Genomic DNA, 22,292 nt, shown 5'->3' with positions numbered 1-22,292 from the left:
AACGAGTCTCGTGATAACAGAATACTGGAGAGCCGTGTACCTGGAAATCTCGTAAGCACGGTTCGGAGGGGGCTAGTTAGAAAAGGAGCCAAACAGTGGCAACCTCGCTAGCTGGCTACCCACTTTCAAGGCCAAGGCAGGTGAGCAGGGGTATCAAGTGCTAATTAATCAGGCATTGGCAGAGTATATCTTAGCAAAAACAGTGGATTTGTCAGTTTCAGAAGTCAACGAGATTTTACCAGATTGAAGTAAACTATTCAGTACGCAACTCCCCTTTACGCGATATGACCGCAATTACTGGCAAATTTCTAACGCTTGAGGAATATTTGAAATATGACGATGGCACTGATAGCCAGTATGAACTGGTGGCAGGTGAGTTAGTTGCAATGCCACCTGAAAGCCCAAAAAATGTTCAGATATCTCTGTTTTTGCTAGTAAATTTGCTTAAGTTTGTCCCAATCAATCGGTTGAGTAACAAAGCTGAAATTGTCGTTGGTGGTTTACGTGCGACAACTCGCGTTCCTGACTTAGTTGTGCTAACAGATGAATTAGCAAAAGTCTTGCAAGGCTCAACAAGATCCACAATTACTTTGGATATGCCACCTCCAGCGCTGGTTATCGAAGTCGTTTCTCCTGGCAAAGCTAATGAAGACTGGGACTACCGCTACAAACGTTCTGAGTATGCTGCTAGGGGAATTGCTGAATATTGGATTGTTGACCCCCAAAGGAACAAGATTACTTTACTAACATTAGTTGATGGGTTTTATGAAGAAGCTGTTTTTGTAGGAAATACATTATTTGTTTCTACTATCTTTCCAGAATTACAGCTAACCGCAGAGCAAATACTCAACGCTGGAGAAAGCAATGCGGGTGATGCCATTTGTTAGTTTAAATTTAAAAAGAAGACAGATGAAGTGATTTTAGAGATGCGATCGTGCAGTTTTATTGGAGGACATTGGTTATATCTGCCCCCTTAAGTGCAATCGTACCTCAACAAGCTAAAAGTGGGCAGGCAATCAGTAGGAGGAAGTTAAAAAAACCAGGATAAATAAATCCTGGTAAGTTAGTATTTTAGATTTTTATTAAAAGTTATACCATGTCCTTAAGTAATGAAATGTTGACTTCTGTATTTTCGAGGACTAACTCAAGTATACATCTTTCTCCTTCATCACTTGGCAACAGCCTGTTTATTTCATCAAATGCCACCTTTTTAACTTCTAATAATTTTTGAAAAGTTCTTTTCATAATAGTTGATACAATAAATTGTAAATAATTGGCTACTATGAAAAAGGCTAAAACCTTTCAAAACTAATGTCACATAAATTTAAAAATTAAACACCATGATTATTACTGAATTTTTATACTTTTGTATAAAACTATTAAGTAAAGATACTGTAAACTAAAGACAACGCTAGTTCTGCTTCCTTCATTCGTTCTATGTTTGCTGAAACCTCCTCGCGCTACGTTACCCACAACCCTGAAATTTTGAGTGGAGAGCCAATTATTATAGGTACTCGGACATCTGTTCGTGCCATTGTCGGTTTGTGGCGACTGGGGATTATGCCAGAAGAAATCCTGAACCATTTGCCGCATTTAACGCTGGCACAAGTGTTTGATGCCTTGAGTTTTTATCTCGATCATCAAGCAGAGATTAATGAATACATTGAGCGAAACCGAGTACCCGATGAATTAATACATCCATCTGTAAAAGCTATATTGGGCCAATCGTGACGGTTTTTGCTGCACTTTATAACGATGAGGACATGTCAGCGTTGGTTGCTACACTGTTACGTTCGCGTGGTCTGGATGTCGCAACCGTTACTGAACAAGCAACTCTCGGCAAAACTGACCGTGAGCAGCTTGAATTTGCAACTTCTATGGATAGATGTATCCTGACACATAACCGTGTCGATTTTGAGCGGTTGCATCTCCAATATATAGAGGAGAATAGAGAACATTTTGGGATTATCGTCGTGCCTCAGAAAAACGCTTATGAAGTGGCGCAACGGATTGGTATTCTAGTAAGCACACTAACGGCTGATGAAATGAGGAATCAGTTGTTGTATGCATGAATTGTTCCAAAGTAAAAATATTAAGGTGGTCAGTGAATTACACTAACCACCCTTTTGAGAATTTATTTAACTATTCCTGAATGACCTGGGATATCTCCTAAAGGTTCAAATCTTCCGCCTAAATATTTAGCGAGAAACTCCTCTGCGATCGCAAAAAAGTGCAAGCGATTTTCTGGTCTAGCAAAGCCATGTCCTTCGTCGGGATACAGTACATATTGCACTGGCAAACCAGCTTGCTGCATGGCTGTGACAATTTGGTCACTTTCTGACTGTTTCACCCGTGGATCGTTTGCACCTTGACCAATGAGTAAAGGTTTTTGAATCCGGTCAGCGAAAAATAAAGGCGATCGCGATTTGAGGAACTCCTCTTCTGTCTCTAAATTACCAACACGGTGATAAAGCATTGCTTTGAGTGGTTCCCAATAAGGCGGTATAGTTTCTATCAGAGTAATCAAGCTACTTGGCCCCACAATATCTATACCAGCAGCAAAAACTTCTGGTGTAAAAGTCAATCCCACCAAGGTGGCGTAACCGCCATAAGAACCGCCCATAATCACAATCTTTTGCGGATCAGAAATACCTTGTTGCACTAACCAGTTAACAGCATCAATTAAGTCGTCGTGCATTTTGCCAGCCCATTCGCGATTGCCAGCATTCACAAATGCTTTACCATAGCCAGTGGAACCCCGATAATTAACTTGCAGCACAGCGTAACCGCGGTTAGCTAGCCATTGTGCCTCTGGATCTAAACCCCATGTATCCCGCACCCAAGGGCCACCGTGAACTAGTAATACTGTTGGTAGATTCTCACTAGGTATACGCACCGGAGTTGTTAAGTAACCGTGGATAGTCAAACCATCCCGCGCCTCGAAGGTGATTGGTTGCATTGATGCTAACTGCAACCCTTCAAGTTTAGGTTGATTACTAAAGAGGAAAGTGCTAGTTTTCGTTTCTCGCTTGTAAGAATAGTAATAAACTGGGCCATCATCAGTGTTGTAACCTACCAGCCAGTTTTTATCTTCCAAGTCACGGCTAATTAAAGAGAACTCCCCGGAACGCACCTTAGTAATTGCTTCAAAATCAGCAGCGATACTTTGGTCAATTACCTGCCATTCCTGTTTATCTTTGTAGAAAGAAACTGCTTGAATGACTCGCGTCACTGGCTGAATGACTATCCCCATAACATCATACTGCTCATCTTGGGCGATCGCTGTTTCTTCACGGGTATCTAAGTCAACAGCTAGCAGACGTTGGGCGTTAGCATCATGACTGCCTTCAATATAAAGTGTTTTGCCATCAGCCGAGAAGCTAACAGAATTCCCTTGTTCTTCTAGTCCCCAGTGACGGAGAACATCCCACTCTTTATCCGTGGTTTCCCGTAATAACAAATCGTAACCACCATCAGGAGTACTAGCTATTGCTGCACGTACTTGGAAATCAGCATCAGCTGTCCAACTGATAATATTACCGGGGTTGTCAGTGTCAAAATCTACTGCACCATTTTTCAGGTTTATACGGTAAACGTCGAACTTTTGCGGATTATTTAAGTTCAACGCCACCAGTGCTTGGTCTGGAAATTTCGGTTCCAGTTCCACTAGTTCTGCTTTCACACACTGAAATGGCGTTAAATCACGGACACTCTTGGAGTGAATGTTGACCAAATAGAGGTGAAAATTTTCATCCCCGTCTGAATCCTGCATGTAAATCAACTGGTCAGCATTATAAGTCCAGAAGAAAATGCGGATACCGCGTTTTTTGTCCGCAGTTAGTATTTGGTCATCTTCTTGTCCCACAGTTCGCAACCATACCTGCAAGATATTTTTCTCGTCGGGGGCGATATATGCCAAATATTTGCCATTGGGCGACAGTCTTGGGCTAGCTTTTTCAGGATTTCCAAAGAGAATTTCACGCGGAATCAGCGGCGGTAGTGAAGTTGCTGTTGCAGATGACATATTTTTATCCTCTAGTTGAGTGAATAATTCGTAATTGATAATTTGTAATTGGTAATTCGTAATTAATGTACAGGACTTACGCACAGCTAACGGAAAATCGTAGACGCAAAGCGGCTTTCCGCAGGGTACCGCAGAGGGCATCGAGAAATAAGAGTTTTAGACAGTTCTTGCGTAAGTCCTAATGTATTACAGTTTCATCCCCCAATTTCGTTACGGGTCAAAATAAACATTTTTCGTAGCTTCAAGCAAGGGGATTAATCTGTGGGGCAGGAATTACGAATTATGTTGACTACCCTATTATCGCTTGGTGGTAAAAATGATAATTCACGCATTATGTGGATTAGACGCTAAAACCCTTAATTTATCGTTGTAGAGACGTTGCACTGCAACGTCTCTACAGGGCGCTATAATTTGGTATCAATTAAGATTCCTGAATGAGTCTTTGATACTCGTGAATGAGTCTTTGATACTCGGTGACAATGATAGAGAACAGGACAAGGTTAGCGACAATTGTCACAATGTCCGCAACGCCAATTAGTTGCTTCTTTGTCAAAACCAAAGGCGTTTAACATAAACTGCCAACGACACTGCTTGGTAGTGAGATATTGATGCATTTGTTTTGCAGCGTGTAATTGTGTTGATGGCTGATTTTTCGCGCCTTGCTGAATGCTGTAATGGAAAGGATCAAGCCAGTTTAGCTGACCACTGTTGTGGAGTGAAGCTAAAGCGATCGCAGCTTCGGGAAATTGTCGCGTCACTGCATTCACTTCTCCCTGTTTTGGTAATTTTTTCACAAGTTGTTGTGCTATTTGTTGTTGCGATCGCATTTGTTCTTGAAAAAACTGCTGTCTTTGCTTATCTTCTGGGTCTAACCACCCCGTCGGTTCACTCACCAAAGTCAGCGCCTCGGCTGGTTTACCATCTCTTCCAGCACGTCCAATTTCTTGCACATATTCAGATAACAGATGCGGTGCGTGAAAGTGAATTACCCAACGCACATCTGGTTTATTTATCCCCATCCCAAACGCACAGGTACAGACTACAAAGAGCATTTTTCCGCCTAACCAGCTTGCTTCTACTGCACGGCGTTCTGCTGCATCCAATCCCGCATGATAACTAGCTGTTGCATAACCCATCTCTGCTAACCATTGGGCTAAATTCTCGCTATCTCGCCGGGTGCGAACATAAACTAACCCAGCTTGTTGCGGTCTATTTTGAATAAATTTTAATAATTGTTGTTTCCTGCCTTGTGGTGTCCAAGCTATGCGAACGCTGGGATGCAAATTAGAACGGTAAGGATTCAAGCGAAAAATCTCTGGTTGCTGTAATTGTAAAACTGTTTGAATGATTTTTTGAGCTAAGGGGTCAGCAGTCGCAGTGAAAGCAGCAATGCTAATTTTTGTTCCTGGTGGTTTTGATTTGAGTAGTGCAGGACGTACTGCTCCTAATCTGCGATAAGCTGGTCGAAAAGTATCACCCCATTGCACTAAACAATGGGCTTCATCCAAAATCAAACCGTTAATTTGCAATTCCGGGTGACATAATCTTTCCCATACTGGTGGACTCAGTAAAGTCTCTGGCGATAAATAAAGTAATCTTAGCTGTTGACGTTCCAAAGCTTGCAGAGTTGCACGGCGTTGAGATGAAGACAATTCACTATGTAAAAGTGCAGCTTTTTGGTGGCTTTGTCGTAATTCCTGTACTTGATTCTCCATCAGTGCTACCAAGGGCGAAACTACTAAAGTTAATCCTGTTTGTAGCAGTGCAGGAAGTTGAAAGCAAATCGACTTTCCGCCACCTGTGGGCATAATAATCAGTGCATCTTTTTGTGCCAATAAACTGCTGACAATTTCTCCTTGTGGTGGACGAAAATCTTCATAACCCCAGATTTTTTTAAAAGCTGCGCGAACTTCTTGCCAAGATTTTGTTGTTGGCTGATTCATAATCAATAGTAGATGCACCCATATCTTTGAACACTGAATATAGCTTCTGCTTTCCAGCTAATGGTTCAGTAATTTCATCATCTTATGTTGCAATCCACTGATCACAAGAATGAATTAGAATTAATTATCACGTTTCAATATATTAAATAAAAGATGCAATCCGATGAACGAAGAATTAAAACATAGATTTTATATTAATAGTGATAAATCTAAATTAGATATTCAAATGATTCATGATTTCTTGCAGACTTCCTATTGGGCTGAAAACATCCCATTAGCCACTGTGGAAAAGGCAATAAAAAATTCTTTATGTTTTGGACTGTATGAAGATGAACAACAAGTTGGTTTTGCTAGAGTTATTACTGATTATGCAACTTCTGCGTTGTTAAAAGATGTTTTTATTCTGGAGCCTTATCGAGGACAGGGTTTAGGAAAATGGTTTGTAGAATATATTTTAGAATATCCAGAGTTACAAGACGTTCAAAGGTGGTTGTTAGGCACAAAAGATGCTCATGGACTTTATCGCCGTTATGGTTTTAAAAATTTGACAGAGCCGGAAAAAATTATGATGCGTTTAAATCCCAATGCTTATCAAGTGTAAGCGATCGCAAGTATGTTAGTTAGGGTGAAGAAGGCAAAAAGCAGAAGGAATGTAATATGGTGAGTGTTTCATAACCCCCACCATATAATTTTAGGAATGGAAAGGACAACCACCTGCGGTTAGTTTTTGCAAAAAGGTATTATTATCAAAATAATGCTCTAAAGACTCAATCTTTAAATCCTCAGTTACACGAGCAATACTAACTCCTACTACTTCTATTGTTTCTCCTGTGGGTGCATAATCTTTATAAGAACCATTAAATGTTCCCCAATGCCGCCACTTAAAGGTAACATTAGGCGGCCCTGAAAGAACTTCTGTCAATTCCCAAAGAAATCCATTAGAAAAGGCATTATGAAAAAGTTCAAATGAAGATTCAAAGGATTCAGATTTGGAGCTATACTGCTCACTTTCACCCAGAAACAAGTTATAAGTACCTTCTACTGCGACATCTTGAGCAGTGTATTGTTGTCCCCCATTGCTACTCATCTTAAACTTATCAGTCACAATCGAAAGCCACTGTTGAGGATTAGTTTTATGAGAAGCTTCCATCTCAAAAGTTCGGACTAAATTTTGGGCGATCGCTTCTAAAGAACCTTCTGGATGTTGAAATTTACTCTCTTGATGAAGAAATGCATTGGTGTAAGAATAATCAGGCCGTCTTCCTTCTCGCCACTGTACTGCTTCATCATGAGAAATTACTGTATCTCTATCTTGTACCCAGAGTGGCAATTCTGTAGTTTTCTCGCTACTCATACAAGTTGATTGATTATAAACATCGTTTTTCAGAATAAAGTTTTTTGGATCTTAAATCAATCATAAAATCTAAAAATTAAAAAATATTCATATTTAACTCTTTGGCAATGGCGGGGTTGATTTCAGCTAGAGGAATCACACAGTGTGGATTGCCAATAGTTACTGCACAAAAGGTAAAAGTTTCATCGTTAATATTAATTATTTCTTCAATTACTTCTGTGCGATCGCCAACTATAAGGCAAAAAAATTGCTGTACTTAAATCAAATCTAATTGCATTAGATTCCCTTCAGAAAAACCGAGGCTGGAGTAAACTGGTTTACCCGATGGCGAGGCATTAAGAACCACTCGCGTGCAACCGAGCACTTTTAAATATTCAATTGCTTGATTAGTTAGACATTTAGCAATACCTTGTCTGCGGTAAGATTGTTCAACGTAAACACCCCAAATATATCCAAATTTGCGGTATTCATCTTTGAAAACAATTGGGTATAAACCTGCGAAAAGTTGACAACTTGCAGAACCTACAACTGTATTATCAATCTCTGCAATAAAAGCCTTGTAAAACAAATCCCGACGCGACTCTTCTATGAATTGGCGGGTAATATTCTGCCAATCAAGATGGATATTACTCTCATGAACACCAATATCTAACCACATTTGGTAAAAATGTTTTGCAATCAGTGAGTCTTCTTTGGTGGTGGCTTCTCTGATAATAATATGTTTTTCTGTCAGCATGATTTCCAACAAATTTTCGTAACCACACGTTTAACTCCTCCCCTCAGTAGCCGTCATGAATTATGTACACCATAACGAATGAAAATCCTTTTTCTCTTTGTGCCTTAGTGGTAATAAATATTGAACCACAGAGACACCAAGACACAAAGTATTTTCAACTTAGAGAAGGAGTTTTTTAGCATCAGCTAAAAATCAGATGTGGTACTTTTATTATGGGAGACAGGTACGATCTCAGACTTTCTGTGCAGATACTTCCTCTGACTTTTGTTGAGTTTGCAAAGATGCGTAAAGCCGATTAAGGGCATTAACGTAGGCTTGTGCAGAAGCAACGATGATATCTGTGTTCGCCGCATGACCAGAAAATACTCTAGATTCATGTCTTAAACGGATGGTTACTTCCCCAATAGCATCGATACCAGCTGTTACTGACTGTACAGAAAACTCAATCAATTGGTTGGGTACATTCACTACACGGTTGATAGCCTTATAAACTGCATCTACTGGGCCAGTACCAATAGCCGCATCGGTTAATTCTTCACCTTCTGGAGTGCGGAGGGTAACTGTAGCGGTGGGACGGGCGTTACTCCCGCAGGAAACTTGCACCAGTTCAACACGGAATAAATCGGGTGCTTGTTGGATTTCATCATTAACAATCGCTTCCAAATCCCGATCAGAAATTTCTTTCTTTTTATCTGCTACCTCTTTAAATTTGACGAATGCTTTATTTAATTCGGTTTCCGATAGTTCAAAGCCCAATTCTTTCAAGCGGGTACGGAAAGCATTTCTACCTGAATGTTTGCCCAAAACTATTTGATTGTCTGTCAAACCAATCAATTGGGCATCCATAATTTCATAGGTGAGCCGATTTTTTAACACCCCATCTTGGTGGATACCAGACTCATGAGCAAAAGCATTTGCCCCGACTATTGCTTTATTTGGTTGTACTAGCATTCCCGTCAAATTGGAAACTAGACGCGAGGTTCTATAAATTTCACGGGTGTCAATATTTGTCAGGGCTTCTTGAGATTCAGCTGGTCTTCCGAAATAAAAGTTAAAATATTGTCTGCGGACATGTAATGCCATCACTAACTCTTCTAGTGCTGCATTTCCTGCTCGTTCACCAATACCATTAATCGTGCATTCTAGTTGCCGCGCACCATTTTTTACGGCTTCTAAGAAGTTAGCAACTGCCAGGCCTAAATCATTATGTCCGTGAACAGAAATGATCGCTTGATCAATGTTGGGGACATTTTCTTTAATGCCCTTAATTATTGCTCCAAATTCACTGGGAGTAATGTAACCCACAGTATCAGGAATATTAACTGTTGTTGCACCAGCAGCGATTGTTCGCTCTAATACTTGGTAAAGAAATTCTGGATCGGAACGAGCAGCATCCATCGGAGAAAATTCTACATCTGCCATGAAGGACTTGGCATAAGCTACCATTTCTTCGGCGATCGCTAACACTTCTGCTCGTGACTTCCGCAGTTGATACTCTAAATGAATATCAGAAGTAGAAATAAATGTGTGAATTCTACCTTTAACTGCTGGTTTTAATGCTTCTGCCGCAGCTTCAATATCTGCCTTAATTGCTCTTGCCAAACTACAAATTACAGGCCCATTTTCTGTTCCCACAACTTGGGCAATTTTGCTAACTGCCTCAAAATCTCCAGGACTAGCAAAGGCAAAGCCGGCCTCAATCACATCCACACCCAGACGAGCTAGTTGCTTAGCTATAACTAACTTTTCGTCTATATTTAAAGTTGCCCCTGGACACTGTTCTCCATCTCGAAGTGTAGTATCAAAAATGATGATTCGCTCTGTTTTGTTTGTCATTTCCACTTTGCTGTTTAATGTTTACTTGTAGCTCAAAATATCTTCAACCTTGGTTTTTATTTTACTATTACGTTTGTAAATAATTGTTAAGATGATTAGCCTTCTGTTTTTTCTATTTGATCTCTGATATCATTTAAATCTATATATCTGTCAGTAGCATTACGCAATTCTCTAGCTATCATCCCTTCTGTAGATACTACTGTAATATAAGTATTTTTTCCTCGTAATAGTTCAATAGCCCTTTCAAAATCTCCATCACCACTAAATAATACTACCCGGTCATACTGCTCTACTGTATTAAACATATCTACAACAATTTCAATATCTAAATTAGCTTTTTGCGAGTAACGACCAGAAGAATCATCGTAGTATTCTTTGAGAATTTTAGTTCGTACTGTATATCCCAAACTAATTAGAGCATCTCTGAAACCTCGTTGATCTTGTGGATCTTTTAAACCAGTGTACCAGAATGCATTAATTAGAGCTGTATCTGGTTGTTCGTATTTGAAGTATTCTAAGACTCGCCGCGGGTCGAAAAACCAACCATTTTTTTGTTGAGCATAGAACATATTGTTTCCGTCTACAAAAATAGACAGACGATTCATTGGAGAACCCATAGAAATTTACACCTAATAATAGAAAAGAATTTAGATGGAACAATAGATTATAGCAATTCTCAAATGACAAGTTTGCTAATATCTATAAAGTGACTCTTCATCTATAGCTTTTATGTTACAGCTTTCAAAGCATAAAATCGGCTAAAACATTCGAGTTGAGATACTGGGCGCTAGACCTTTTTCACCTCCGGCACTGCAAGAGCCACCCTGTGATCAAAATCTACCAATAAAATAGACTGAGTAACAGCATTCTTTGCTGTATAACACTAAAGTTTACTCCTAAAGAGGTATAGCATAGGCTTAAGGTAGGATATAACTTGATGCCTATCTATCGGTTTTGCTGTCAATAGAAGGCTCGCTTTATAGAAAGCACCAACATTGCACTAGAGACAGAATCCGCCTTTGTAACAGCTTCAGGTAAACCTCGTAGTTTGGGTTGTACCTGTTGGCTACTCTAGAGTAAAATCTTGCTGCAACCAAGTGCAGAGGCGAAGTATCTCTAGCTGGTGAATCTGTGGAATAATCACAAGTTAAAACTCACTCAGAGAGAGAAAATAAATCAGACAGTACTTGAGTTTGAATCTTCGGAGGGCTAGTACCTACACAAGTTCGTTGAGGAAGAAAGGATAATTTACAAATATATAAGTTTTTCATTTAAGTCTTATTTCAAGGTGATTGCTCTCAAACAGGGACTAAATAAATAAAAGTGTTGTACCTAAATCAATCAGTAGCATGATATGGCAGAAGAACCTACATCTACATTAACCAAAAAATATGTCTCTGCTGCCAATAGACTTTTAAGTAAACCTACAAAAGCAACTTCGACGGTATCAGCACGTCAGTCCAAGCTAATGGCTCGTCTAGGTCATCTACTTGCTGGTACTTTAACAATGGGGACAGCACTGCTGAGTGCTTCTAATTTAGGCTTGATTCAATTAATGGAAAATCAAGCACTTTCTACTTTTTTTCAACTGCGCGGGCCGATTGTGCCTCCAGAAGATATTGTAATTTTAGCTATAGATGATCAGTCAATCTCAGTCCCCGAACAGTACTATAAAACAGATACGCAACAGTATGCCTACTTAGAAACACTGAAATCTTTTCCCTATAAACGTGCTGCATACGCCCAGGTGATTTCAAAGTTAATTAAGGCTGGTGTACGCTCTGTAGCGATAGATGTCGTTTTTGACACACCAAGTAGCTACGGAGTCGCCGATGATCGCCAACTTCAAAGAGTATTGCAGAAGTATGGCAGCAAAGTCACTTTAGCAGCACTCTACGAAAATTTTGAAACGCACCAGGGGCCGTTCATGCAACTGACACAGCCGCAACAAATTTTTCGTACAGGGTCAGTGTCCATTGGTTCAGCTAATTTTCCTATAGAGGTTGACGGTAAGGTTCACCGACTAGCAAGCGAGTTTCCCAAATTGTTAGCTGAAAATAATTTGTTAACGGCGAAACTACCCTCATTTGGTGAAGCAGTACTAAGAGCAGCCCAAGTAAAATACCCTCAGCCAAAAGGCGATCGCATTTATTTTTGGGGACGTGCAGGTACATTTGAACCAATTCCTTTTTGGTACGTATTCGAGCCGGAAAACTGGAATAATTATTTGCAGCAAGGAAAGGTTTTCAAAGATAAGATTGTCCTGATTGGTTCGACAGATAAGTTAAGCAATGATTATCATGCAACTGCAACCAACAGCACTGAGCGGATGTCTGGAGTAGAAATTCATGCCAATGCGATCGCAACTTTAATAACAGGTAAAGCGATCACCGTTGCAATTAAAAGTCCACTGCTGCGGGGTTTATTTGTACTAGTTTTGGTTGGTGGTACAGTTTTGCTCATTACTAGAAGCAAGCGCGGCATTAATAGATTGCTGTCTAGCATCGCCTTGGCTAGTATTTGGGGAGGAATCAGCTATGTGTTATTTATCTATGGCCAGTTAATTTTTCCTACTACTATACCAATGCTTGCGATCGCCATGAGCGGACTTTCCTACCTGGGAACTGAAGTAGCTAGGGATAAGCTCAGAACGCGTCAATTAATAGATATTTTTCAAAGATATAAATCTTCCCCTGTTGTCCAAGAGATTATTAGCCAGCAAAATGATTTGCAAGACTTACTCCAGCAGCGAGATTTAGCTGTATCGGGAAAAGTACTTGCTGGACGCTACAAAATTGTGAAAGTTCTCGGTTCAGGTGGATTCAGTGAAACCTACATTGCAGAAGATATCCAACGTCCTGGCTACCCGCGATGTGTTGTTAAACAGCTAAAACCAGTCAACACTAAATCAGAAGGGTTACAACTTGCTAGACGTTTATTTAACTCCGAGGCGCAAACACTAGAAAAACTCGGAACACACAACCAAATTCCTCAACTTTTGGCTTATTTTGAGCAAGACGAAGAATTTTATTTAGTTCAAGAGTACATAGTTGGTCATCCACTGAGTCAAGAACTGCTATCAGACAAACCCCTTTTGGAAACCGTAGTCATCGAAATTGTTAAAGATTTATTGCAAACATTAACATTTGTCCATAAAAACGATGTGATTCACCGGGATATTAAACCTGGTAATATTATTCGGCGACACTCAGACAGCAAGTTGGTACTAATTGACTTTGGTGCTGTCAAAGAAGTCATAGCAAATCAGCCTGATAGTCAAGAGCAAACCCCCTTTACCATCGGCATTGGGACTCAAGGTTATGCTCCAAGCGAGCAATGTTTTGGGCGTCCCCAGTATAGTAGTGACATCTATGCAGTCGGCATGATTGGGATTAAAGCCTTAACTGGTATAGCTCCTCATGAGCTAGATAGAGATGCTTATGGTGAGTTAAGGTGGAGCGATCGCGCCCATGTAAGCAACTCCTTGGCTGAGATTCTCAGTACAATGGTGCAAGATGACTTCAAACAGCGATATCAGTCTGCATCAGAAGCCCTTGAGGCGCTAGACAAGGTAGTATCTCAAGGCATAAACTCTGTACTACAAGACAACTCATCTTTATTTTTAGACGATTCCGAAGCTCCCACTAAACCTTGGCCAGGAGCATCTTAGGCTGCGTTAACTACTCCACTTTGCCTCTTTGTGTCTCTGTTCCTTGGTGGTTAAAAATTGACTTTTCAACCATAAGCCCATTAAAATCCGAAAGTAAAAAGCCCAAAAATCGGTAAATTTTTTAGGCTTTTTACCCAAGTGCTTTTAACTCTTGACTTTTGACTCTCGGAATTAGTCAGTCCTGTACCTAATTTAACTTAACGATAGGAACTCTTCTCCTGCTGTAGGATGAATACCTATTGTTTCATCTATGTCTTCTTTGGTGATACCCTTACGAATTGCCACACCCAAACTTTGAATGATATCGGCTGCGTGTTCACCCACCATGTGAGCGCCCAAAACTTGCCCAGAATTGCCGTCTACCACTAACTTTATTGTTGTTTGCTCATCCTGTTTAGTCATCTGAGATAACAACGGTTGAAATTGGGTGCAGTAGCATTTTACAGATTCACCAAATTTTTCTCGCGCCTTTGCCTCTGTCATTCCTACGCTTGCTGCTTCTGGACGGCAAAAAACAGCAGATGGTACATAATCATAATTCAGTTTTTGTGGCTTATTGCCAAAGACTGTATCGGCAAAGGCTTTACCTTCTGCCTTAGCAACTGGTGTCAATTGCAAGCGGCTGGTACAGTCACCCACAGCAAAAATGTTTTCTTGAGTAGTGCGGCTGTATTCATCTACTTTGATTGCGCCTTGTTCGTTAAGTTCAACATTGGCATTTTCTAAACCCAGATTCTTAGTATGTGGGGTGTAACCTGCGGCAACTAAGATAGTATCTGCTGTAATGATTTCTTGGCGCTTACCAGCAATCATTAACAACAAACCCTCTTCTGAGTATTTGATTTCTTGAGCAGTGCTGTTGGTGAAAAACTGAATTCCCCGTTTGCTCAAACCCTGTTGCATCGCAGAGCGGATGTCATCATCAAACCCCGATAAAATCATCTCATCTTTTTCGATAACTGTTACCTCGCAGTCAAAAGCGTGCATCATGCTAGAAAATTCTGTGCCAATATAGCCGCCGCCAATAATTGCCAACCGTTTTGGCAAATAGGGTAAGTGAAACATCTGGCGGGATGTGATGGCGTATTCTATACCTGGGATGTCTGGCTTGACGGGTTGACCTCCCACAGCAATTAAAATTTTGTCTGCTGTAACTTTGCGTCCATCAATATTGATAGTATGGGCATCAACAAAAGTGGCATGTTCACTGATTAGATCAATTCCAGCTTCTTGCAACTGCTGAAAATAGGAGTGGTTAATGCTGTCAATATGCTGGTGTACTGACTTAATAAATATTGTCCAGTCAAAGTGTGCTTGACACTCACTCCATCCGTAACTGTACGCCATTTGATTTTGCAGGGCGAAGTCAGCAGCGTAGACAATTAGTTTTTTGGGAATACAGCCGCGATTCACACAAGTACCACCGGGGGCTTCTTGTTCAGCTACGGCGACACGCACACCGTAACTTGCTGCTTTTTTAGCTGCTGCCAATCCCCCAGGCCCAGCACCAATGACAAACAAGTCGTAATCAAATGTCATAAAAATCTGTTCCTTTTTAACTGTTTGGAAAGCAGAGCTATTTCATCCCTTATAGTTATTTAGTTAAAACTTCATCTACTGTCTTTGGGTGGACAAAGTGGGATGAAAACACTCATACAAGTAGCAGACTGTCAATTTTCTAGCAATTAGATACAAAATAAACGGCGATCGCAGCCTTAAAAAATTGAGATGAAAGACTCAGTAATTTCAGTCATGAATTGAGCGATCGCTACTTTCAAAATTGGCAGCAATTACGGTTAATCAAGTAAATTTTGCATCTTTTCTACATCCCGTGTCATTCCCAAGTGCTTAAAACCATTGATGGCCTTAGTTGACAATTGGTAAGCTTTTTCTGCACTTCCCCACCTTTTTTCCCAGCGGGCAAGAGAACGCTGATAACGAGCTAAACGCCGTTTATTGTTGCTGCTTTCGGCGACAGTTAAGCCTTGAACTAATAGCTTTTGGGCTTCATCGCGATCGCCTTGTTCAATTGCCAGATCAGCTAGCCAATTTTGAGCAGAATTAATCACCCGATGCCAATTAATTTTTTCTGCACTTTTCATCACCTCTTGAAAAAGCATCTTAGCTTCTAAATATTTATGTTCTTGATAAAAGATGATCGCCCGATGGTAATGAACAGGAATATAATGACGAATGTGCTTTTGCTCCTCTAGATTAGCCTGAGTCACTAACTTCTGTTCTATGTCCAGCCATGTACGCGCATCTGGATAATTTTGTTCTCTGATTCGTAGCCTAGCGAGATTCTCAGCCAAGTCAGCCTGAACGCATAAGTCAGCATGGTCGCGTAAAACCCATGCTCGTCGTAACATTTCGTCTGCTTCTTTCAAACTTTGCTCTGAACATTCCCGAATCAGCAGCCAGGTTTTGCGAATCATAAATTTTACTAAAGAAGACCATTCACCACGGCGTTCTGATTGTTCTATGAGCCATTGCAACCAATCGAGGCGATCGTCCCAATAAGCGTAGAGATTTGCGTAGTGGTTCAAGAGCAACCATAAACTTCTAACTTCTTGATAATGGTCTTGGTCTTTACACCAATAAAGTACTGCCCGCAGATTTCCTTCTTCTTCCTCTATCCTGTCGTAATGTATCCACTTTTCCCAATCTTCTCCAGCATAACTATAGGCAAAGTCTAAATACCATTTCACCCAGCGTCTACGTGCTTCTTTCTCGAAATCTGGGTAAGCAGCTAACTCTGCTAAAGCGTACTCACGAGTCAGAGACAACATCTCATATCGCTTAGTATCTGAGTTCAAATTCACCAAAGAGAGTTGCTGCAAACGCGCCAAACCACTATTTACAGAATCAGGAGCAAATGTTAGTCCTGCAACCTCAGCGACAGCAGCGAGGATGGGAGAGTCAGGAAAAATCGCCAGTGACATTAGTAACTTGTGGGGTGACTGTCCCTTTATGCTTTGCACTGATTGCTCAAAGCAAAAACGAGCCACATCACCTGTAGCTGAGGCTAACTGCTCCAACACCGAGTTCAGGGGATAACCACTCGATACTTGACCGATCGCATAAACAATGGCGAGGGGGATGCCTCCAGTGCGTGTATAAAGCAACTCAGAGTCCTCATCGTTGATAGTTATCCCTTTTTCTCCAGCTTGTTGCTGAATCAACTGCAAACCATCATCTAGGGGTAAGTTTCGCAGACTAATTGGTAACAAGGCAATCCGTTCGCGGGTTGTAATTACTACTTTGACGCAAATCGGCAGATTATAAAGGAACTCGATTACCTCATTCCTATCCTCTATAGTCTCCATGTTGTCCACAATCAATAATGTTCGCTGTCTCGAAAGAATTTGGCGCACACGGTCAAATTGGTCACTGGAAGGAGATTGAATAATAGTAGGGTCATTTAAAGCATTAGCAATCACCCGAAAAATCTCGCGCAAGTTACGCTGTCCTTGCCGTCTTAAAATATTATCGGGAATTAGTTCTTGTTGTTTGGCTGAAGTGAAAATAATCGCATCAAATCTAGGTGCATCAGAAAGGTTTTCATTACTGGCTTTTAAGCACAGGTAAGCAGCTGCTAACACCAGCGCCGTTTTACCTACACCACCGATACCATGCATCGTGATCATGTGTGCGCCATGATCCGGCGAAAGGCGTTCCAGTAGTGTGTTCATCTCTACCTCACGACCAATGAATGCTGTGTAGGTTGGTGATGGCAGATTGTGAGGGATAGAGCGACTGTAGATAGGCGATGGAGCAATACCTCTGCGATATCCATATTTCTCCAAAATATGAACTAGGTTACTTGACTTAACGCTATTATTTGACTCTCCTGTCAAAGTTTCGATGTTTCGATAAATATTGCTCAATCCGGCTCTCACACCAGCGTTATCCCTGTGCAAGTCTTTACTAATTTTCTTTAAGCTATACCCACATAGCAACCCAAGTAACAAATCTTTCTTGGTATTTTGCCTGTATCGCTGTTGAGTTCTTGACTCCAAGTCAGTTAGTAGACGGTCTATTTCCCAGCCCTTCAAAACCTTGCGATACCAAGTTTTGGACAGATTCCCACTCTCGGACTGACCTGACATAAATATCACCCTATAAATCCATCATAGATGTTGTGTTAGCAACATTTTAACGGACAAAATTTTGACAATGTTGTAGTAGCAACATTTTAACTAACAAAGCGTTAACAAATTTATAACTCTGTCAATTGGCTATTTGTAGTTATGACAATGTTGTAATAGCAACATTTTAACTAACAAAGCGTTAACAAATTTATAACTCTGTCAATTGGCTATTTGTAGTTAATTTAGTAGGTTAATCTCTAAGTTCATAAAATCTCGCTCGTAAGCGTGGTGCAGAGATAACACTCACCACCAAGTTTTATCAAAAATCTTGCCAGATTATTTATTCTTTTCAGGTATTACTACATAGGAGTACTAGATGAACAGAGCTATTAGATCACTAACTATATTGCTGGGGCTGAAATCAATAAAGCCTTATTTCCCAGAGGAAAAACAAGTTTGTTTATTCAATAAACGTCCCATACTTTACCGAGATTTTACGCCAAAGTCCGTGCAGGAATCAATTAATGAGTTGCAACAGCGTTTGCAAGCTCAAGGTTTTCTGGCAAATATTAGTGGTAAATTCGACTTAGAAACAGAAGAAGCAGTAAAAGAATTCCAAAAAAGAAATAACCTCAGAGTAGATGGAGTAGTTGGGCCACTGAGTTGGGCTTGTCTTTTCTACCCAAAGCTTTCCCGCATTCATAGAATAAGGCCTCCAGAGTTACAAGATGCTGTTAAGGAACTGCAAAATATCCTGTATGAAGAAGGATTTTCCAAAAAAAAGCCTGATGGATACTTTGATAGAGAAACTGAAAGAGCCGTTAAACGTTTCCAAAGAATCTATGGATTGAAAGATGATGGTTTGGTTGGGGCTGCAACTTGGGCTGTGCTTTTGGGAATGCGACAAAAAATAGACAAAAGCTTTCCCAGATTAGTTTATTTTTTATCACCTCATTCTTTATTTTTTTGGGAACAATTTTTAATGATTTCTTCGATTCTCTTAGGTATTTATCATAGCCCCATACCAGGGCCTTCTCCCCAGTTGAATACAGCCCTAGCAACTGCCTATGCACTCACCTGTATAGTGCCTTTTCTATTAGATTGTCTACCACTGAAGCCTTCAGACAAGCCAAGCTTACCGCTTTTGCAATATGCTCCTTATGTGTTAACTGGTATTTTTTGGAAACCAATTATCAATTTTATAGGAACATTGTTTAATTAAATGATCAGAATAAGCGATCGCTCATCTAGCTTGATTTATGTAGCGACATCTAAAGCTTGGCTAAAGTGCGATGACCTACGGTCGGTCGGAGACCATCGCTAACCTCAAATATCCCTCAACTAATAGGTTGCAACAAAGGATTATTTCTGATCTCAGACAAACACTCTTCTAAAGGCAAATTTTGCATAATTTGCCACCACTGCCCAGTATGCCTCATATAAGCCAAATTGAAATAATTTTTACCTATGTACTCTAACCGAACAAATCTGGATTCAAATGACGGGGAAATTGAATTTTCTCCAGGACAGTTATAGATAGAACAAAAGTAAAAATAGTTGCGATACCATTTGCCAAAAATATCTACCAAATAATTCCACTGATAATCTTCAGGTCTGGATAAAATAAATTTTGGCTTCAGTTCTGTGACAATTAAATCATTACATAGCTGCTCAATTAGTTGTTTTTCGCTGATAGGCACTTGCGGTTTAAGCTTTTTCTCAGGTAAGCGAATCCATCTTCTCTTTGCCATAGGATTTGCTACTAAAAATTATTTTATCGACCATTACCATATCACCGAGTCAGGACTTACGCAAAATATCTCTCAAACTCTCATTTCTCCGTGCCCTCTGCGCCCACCGAAGTTTTGAGCGGCGGAAGCCGCCGCTCAAACTTCTCTCTGCGGTTCGTTATTGCGTAACTCGTGCGTAAGTCCTACGAGTCATACTAGTTGAGCAAAATAGAAAAATTATGTGATGATTTGTAAAATTTCACACATTACAGATGAATAGACCACAATAGGGTGGGCATTACAATGCCCACCCTACAAGCTTCGTTCGTGTAGCCACAAATTCCATTTGTCTTGACTATATTCAGAATCGAAAATAACGGCGGGTGCGGGGGTTGAACCCGCTAATCCCCAAAATGTTGGAGATGTTACCGATAACCCTAAATTCCTGGCTGACGCCACGCTTCGCGAACGTCCCCGAAAGGCAAGTTGCGAATCAGGATAACCCGCCATAAAGTATGAAAGATAAAGTTTTTCATGCTTTATCCTTCAGCAATGTCTACAACTCACCCGTTGCCAGCATTTGGATAATGCGAGGCGTTCCCGGATCAAACCCCCCCAAATCCCAAGACAGCGAATCTTGAGGATCTACCAGCGTGATCTGATAAGGTGCAAGGGTGACATACACCGCCTTAACACTCGGATTCACCTTTTTGCGATACTGCGCCAGCGCTTGACTTGGATGCTTATAACCAGCCCAGCTTTCTGAGTCAGTCCAGAAGCACACTACATCTGCTTTGAACTTGTTCTTAATCATCCAGTCATAAGCCACAGACGCATCTGTTCCGCCGAAGTTTTGGTTGCTAGCTTTGCGAACAGCTGAACTAAAACTATCTTTAGCAGTGATACCCAATTCACGAAATTCGGTAGCAAAGCCGCGAATCATATAGTTTTGTTCTGCTTTTGCTGTTACCAGTGCCATTGCGGTGGCAATTTCACAACAACTTAATCCCATATCTGCAACCAAGCTACCCATAGAACCAGAAACATCCACGGCGTGCATGAACACTTTACCTGTAGGTTGCACAACATCAAAAGACAGTTCAACCGCCTTTTCTAAGATGTCCACAATACGAGGAACTGGGTTCCAAGTTTTATGGCTGCGTCCTAATCTTCCCCCAAATTGGTAAGTTTTGAGTGCTTTCAAAACATCAATCGGATGAATACGACCTTTACGCAGATGTTCCTTATTGTTAAGAACTGCTTCCACACGCAGTATATTTGCGTTTTCATCAGTTCGCAACACACCCAAGTCAGTCAGAGAACCCAGGTTACGCAACATTGCACCTATTGGCATTTCCTGAAATAGCAGCTGCCAAGCTTGCTTATCCATTTTGCCCACAGGTGCAGCCATTTCGTGAGTTAGGCGTCCTTGTGAAATAGCTTCATGAGTTTGGGTGGGATTCCGTTTGAGCCACTCATACCACCAAATCTGCGCCAATGCTTGAGAGGGTATTTCTGCTGGCAATTCTTCCCAGCCTTTGACTACCCACTCAAATAGTTGTCGGTGATTTTCTGTAGGTGGTTTGACATGGAACAACCGCAATGCATCCCGGTGGGAAAAGCCTTGACGTTGTTGATATTTCAATAGCTGATAAGCTAAACCCTTAACATCTTCTCGTGAGAGCCAAGTTTTACCAGCTTCCCGCACCACTTTACCAAATCCCCGCAGAGATTTAGTGTAGCTTAGCCATTCGTAGAAGTGGCTACCAGTGCGGACAACTTGCGAAAAGATTTCACCAAATGCCTGTTTTGCTTCTGGTGCTTCACCCATTGACAGTAGAACTAAAGCCAAGATTGGCGCACTGTTGTTGATGGCGCGGCCATCGCTAGCATACAGAATTTCTTCAGCTACACGGCTAGGATTTTCGGTAACAGCTTGTTTGATAATCGTCACAAAATCCTCAGTTAATTCCTGCTTCCCAGCGTAGTAAGTGCTTTTTGCTGTGCCAACCAATAAACAGCGGCGCAGCATTTTCCAAATGCCAGCATCAAACATCCAGCCACCACTACGCCCCTGGATCATCTCTGCTTCCCGTCCGGGGATAGGCTGAGATTGTGGTGTAACTGTCTTCTTTTTAGTAAAAAAGTTGTACATGGCTTCATCTCCCGGCCCTTGCGGGCAAAAATGAAAGGTGGCAGGGCGGGATTTGAACCCGCGACAACCGGCTTAAAAAGGCGATAACCCTAATTCGTCGGCCTTTTTAGGCAAGGTGTGAACAAGGATGTTTTCGGCGCTCTACCACTGAGCTACCTGCCACATGAAAAATTTGAGATTTTGGACTGAACCTAAAATTAGTTGGTGTAGCAGGGCGGGATTTGAACCCGCGACCTCTCGAACCCAATCGATAACCCTTATTCGTCGGCCTTTTCAGGCAAGGGGTGAATAAGGATGTTTAGCGCTCTACCACTGAGCTACCTGCCACATATAAAATTTTGGATTCTAAACTTAAGTTTTGTTTAAGGGGTTTTACTGATGTTTTCGTAAAGAATTATGAGTTTTAAATTTACTCGGTGCTTAATTTGATGTAGCGGAGCAGGATTTTTACCTGCACCTCCAGAAGTTTGGATCAAGGATGTTTAAGTTATGTGCGATAACCCTCGATATGTCGGCCCTTGCGGGCAAGGTGGGCGCTCTATCATTTGAGCTATCCGCTACGGGTGAAAGCTAACTCCTTAATGAATGTCAGCTTGTATTATTAATGTAGTATATGTATTACTGGTTGTCAAGTAGCTGGTGAGCTAATTTATGTAGGTGCGGATTTAATTCAAAAATCTTACCCTCAGAACCCTCTTTTTGCTTGGGAAAAAACTTTTGCCCGATCGCTAACCAATGGTAGATATATAGAGC

The 22,292-nt window shown here is 41.0% G+C and carries 16 protein-coding genes and 2 tRNA genes; 6 read left to right on the top strand and 12 right to left on the bottom strand.

What is annotated here, in order from left to right:
- Window positions 1–284 precede the first annotated feature (284 nt).
- The 3 genes from FNW02_RS03925 (at window position 285) to FNW02_RS03915 (ending at window position 2,072) form a co-directional block, all read left to right on the top strand.
- Window positions 285–887 carry a Uma2 family endonuclease gene (locus FNW02_RS03925; protein ID WP_191756270.1) on the top strand — a complete coding sequence of 201 codons (603 nt, stop codon included), beginning with the start codon at window positions 285–287 and terminating at the stop codon, window positions 885–887.
- A 550-nt stretch (window positions 888–1,437) separates the two neighbouring features.
- Window positions 1,438–1,731 (top strand): DUF433 domain-containing protein, encoded by a 294-nt coding sequence (locus FNW02_RS03920; RefSeq protein ID WP_191756269.1) that lies wholly within the window; start codon window positions 1,438–1,440, stop codon window positions 1,729–1,731.
- The gene (locus tag FNW02_RS03915; protein WP_191756268.1) at window positions 1,728–2,072 is read left to right on the top strand and encodes a DUF5615 family PIN-like protein; all 345 of its coding nucleotides are present in this window, start codon (window positions 1,728–1,730) and stop codon (window positions 2,070–2,072) included. The genes FNW02_RS03920 and FNW02_RS03915 overlap by 4 nt, the downstream gene beginning before the upstream one ends.
- A 62-nt stretch (window positions 2,073–2,134) precedes the next feature.
- On the opposite strand, the gene FNW02_RS03910 is transcribed toward FNW02_RS03915, so the two are convergent.
- Window positions 2,135–4,024, bottom strand: a complete 1,890-nt coding sequence (locus tag FNW02_RS03910) for a S9 family peptidase (RefSeq protein ID WP_191756267.1) — start codon at window positions 4,022–4,024, stop codon at window positions 2,135–2,137.
- Window positions 4,025–4,524: 500 nt separating this feature from the next.
- Complete coding sequence (locus tag FNW02_RS03905) at window positions 4,525–5,967, bottom strand: RecQ family ATP-dependent DNA helicase (protein ID WP_191756266.1); 1,443 nt, start codon at window positions 5,965–5,967, stop codon at window positions 4,525–4,527.
- 163 nt (window positions 5,968–6,130) lie between these two features.
- Between FNW02_RS03905 and FNW02_RS03900 the strand changes: the two genes are divergently transcribed.
- Window positions 6,131–6,568 carry a GNAT family N-acetyltransferase gene (locus FNW02_RS03900; RefSeq protein WP_191756265.1) on the top strand — a complete coding sequence of 146 codons (438 nt, stop codon included), beginning with the start codon at window positions 6,131–6,133 and terminating at the stop codon, window positions 6,566–6,568.
- A gap of 90 nt (window positions 6,569–6,658) precedes the next feature.
- Here FNW02_RS03900 and FNW02_RS03895 read toward each other — a convergent pair whose 3' ends face one another.
- The 4 genes from FNW02_RS03895 to FNW02_RS03880 form a co-directional block, all read right to left on the bottom strand.
- The gene (locus FNW02_RS03895; protein ID WP_191756264.1) at window positions 6,659–7,321 is read right to left on the bottom strand and encodes a nuclear transport factor 2 family protein; all 663 of its coding nucleotides are present in this window, start codon (window positions 7,319–7,321) and stop codon (window positions 6,659–6,661) included.
- Window positions 7,322–7,577: 256 nt separating this feature from the next.
- Window positions 7,578–8,057, bottom strand: a complete 480-nt coding sequence (locus FNW02_RS03890) for a GNAT family N-acetyltransferase (protein WP_191756263.1) — start codon at window positions 8,055–8,057, stop codon at window positions 7,578–7,580.
- Window positions 8,058–8,288: 231 nt separating this feature from the next.
- Window positions 8,289–9,893 (bottom strand): 2-isopropylmalate synthase, encoded by a 1,605-nt coding sequence (locus tag FNW02_RS03885; RefSeq protein WP_191756262.1) that lies wholly within the window; start codon window positions 9,891–9,893, stop codon window positions 8,289–8,291.
- 95 nt (window positions 9,894–9,988) lie between these two features.
- Window positions 9,989–10,510, bottom strand: coding sequence for a LabA-like NYN domain-containing protein (locus tag FNW02_RS03880; protein ID WP_162394409.1), 522 nt, complete (start codon window positions 10,508–10,510; stop codon window positions 9,989–9,991).
- 737 nt (window positions 10,511–11,247) lie between these two features.
- On the opposite strand from FNW02_RS03880, the gene FNW02_RS03875 reads away from it, so the two are divergent.
- A complete protein-coding gene (locus tag FNW02_RS03875) occupies window positions 11,248–13,563 on the top strand; it encodes a CHASE2 domain-containing serine/threonine-protein kinase (protein WP_191756261.1) in 2,316 nt (771 codons plus the stop codon).
- Between the two features lie 192 nt (window positions 13,564–13,755).
- On the opposite strand, the gene gorA is transcribed toward FNW02_RS03875, so the two are convergent.
- Window positions 13,756–15,102 carry a glutathione-disulfide reductase gene (gorA, locus tag FNW02_RS03870; RefSeq protein WP_191756260.1) on the bottom strand — a complete coding sequence of 449 codons (1,347 nt, stop codon included), beginning with the start codon at window positions 15,100–15,102 and terminating at the stop codon, window positions 13,756–13,758.
- A 257-nt stretch (window positions 15,103–15,359) separates the two neighbouring features.
- On the bottom strand, window positions 15,360–17,672 hold the full coding sequence (locus FNW02_RS03865; protein WP_191756259.1) for a tetratricopeptide repeat protein: 2,313 nt from the start codon (window positions 17,670–17,672) through the stop codon (window positions 15,360–15,362).
- Window positions 17,673–18,030: 358 nt separating this feature from the next.
- On the opposite strand from FNW02_RS03865, the gene FNW02_RS03860 reads away from it, so the two are divergent.
- Window positions 18,031–18,876, top strand: coding sequence for a peptidoglycan-binding domain-containing protein (locus FNW02_RS03860; RefSeq protein WP_191756258.1), 846 nt, complete (start codon window positions 18,031–18,033; stop codon window positions 18,874–18,876).
- A 115-nt stretch (window positions 18,877–18,991) separates the two neighbouring features.
- On the opposite strand, the gene FNW02_RS03855 is transcribed toward FNW02_RS03860, so the two are convergent.
- From FNW02_RS03855 to FNW02_RS03840, 4 genes are all read right to left on the bottom strand, one after another.
- Window positions 18,992–19,405, bottom strand: coding sequence for a DUF3024 domain-containing protein (locus FNW02_RS03855; protein WP_191756257.1), 414 nt, complete (start codon window positions 19,403–19,405; stop codon window positions 18,992–18,994).
- A 535-nt stretch (window positions 19,406–19,940) separates the two neighbouring features.
- A complete protein-coding gene (locus FNW02_RS03850; protein ID WP_191756256.1) occupies window positions 19,941–21,539 on the bottom strand; it encodes a TROVE domain-containing protein in 1,599 nt (532 codons plus the stop codon).
- Window positions 21,540–21,576: 37 nt separating this feature from the next.
- Window positions 21,577–21,701: transfer RNA gene (locus tag FNW02_RS03845), tRNA-OTHER, on the bottom strand.
- Window positions 21,702–21,741: 40 nt separating this feature from the next.
- Window positions 21,742–21,867, bottom strand: a tRNA-OTHER gene (locus FNW02_RS03840).
- Between the last annotated feature and the right edge of the window lie 425 nt (window positions 21,868–22,292).

The organism is Komarekiella delphini-convector SJRDD-AB1, assembly GCF_014831675.1.
Lineage (GTDB): Bacteria > Cyanobacteriota > Cyanobacteriia > Cyanobacteriales > Nostocaceae > Komarekiella.
The sequence above is the reverse complement of the archived record's forward strand: the minus strand, read 5'-3'. Positions and strand labels throughout refer to the sequence as shown.

Coding starts and splice junctions, on each gene's coding strand:
- FNW02_RS03925 (WP_191756270.1), top strand. CDS start 285: ATGACCGCAATTACTGGCAAATTTCTAACGCTTGAGGAATATTTGAAA.
- FNW02_RS03920 (WP_191756269.1), top strand. CDS start 1,438: ATGTTTGCTGAAACCTCCTCGCGCTACGTTACCCACAACCCTGAAATT.
- FNW02_RS03910 (WP_191756267.1), bottom strand. CDS start 4,024: ATGTCATCTGCAACAGCAACTTCACTACCGCCGCTGATTCCGCGTGAA.
- FNW02_RS03905 (WP_191756266.1), bottom strand. CDS start 5,967: ATGAATCAGCCAACAACAAAATCTTGGCAAGAAGTTCGCGCAGCTTTT.
- FNW02_RS03900 (WP_191756265.1), top strand. CDS start 6,131: ATGAACGAAGAATTAAAACATAGATTTTATATTAATAGTGATAAATCT.
- FNW02_RS03895 (WP_191756264.1), bottom strand. CDS start 7,321: ATGAGTAGCGAGAAAACTACAGAATTGCCACTCTGGGTACAAGATAGA.
- FNW02_RS03890 (WP_191756263.1), bottom strand. CDS start 8,057: ATGCTGACAGAAAAACATATTATTATCAGAGAAGCCACCACCAAAGAA.
- FNW02_RS03885 (WP_191756262.1), bottom strand. CDS start 9,893: ATGACAAACAAAACAGAGCGAATCATCATTTTTGATACTACACTTCGA.
- FNW02_RS03880 (WP_162394409.1), bottom strand. CDS start 10,510: ATGGGTTCTCCAATGAATCGTCTGTCTATTTTTGTAGACGGAAACAAT.
- FNW02_RS03875 (WP_191756261.1), top strand. CDS start 11,248: ATGGCAGAAGAACCTACATCTACATTAACCAAAAAATATGTCTCTGCT.
- gorA (WP_191756260.1), bottom strand. CDS start 15,102: ATGACATTTGATTACGACTTGTTTGTCATTGGTGCTGGGCCTGGGGGA.
- FNW02_RS03865 (WP_191756259.1), bottom strand. CDS start 17,672: ATGTCAGGTCAGTCCGAGAGTGGGAATCTGTCCAAAACTTGGTATCGC.
- FNW02_RS03860 (WP_191756258.1), top strand. CDS start 18,031: ATGAACAGAGCTATTAGATCACTAACTATATTGCTGGGGCTGAAATCA.
- FNW02_RS03855 (WP_191756257.1), bottom strand. CDS start 19,405: ATGGCAAAGAGAAGATGGATTCGCTTACCTGAGAAAAAGCTTAAACCG.
- FNW02_RS03850 (WP_191756256.1), bottom strand. CDS start 21,539: ATGTACAACTTTTTTACTAAAAAGAAGACAGTTACACCACAATCTCAG.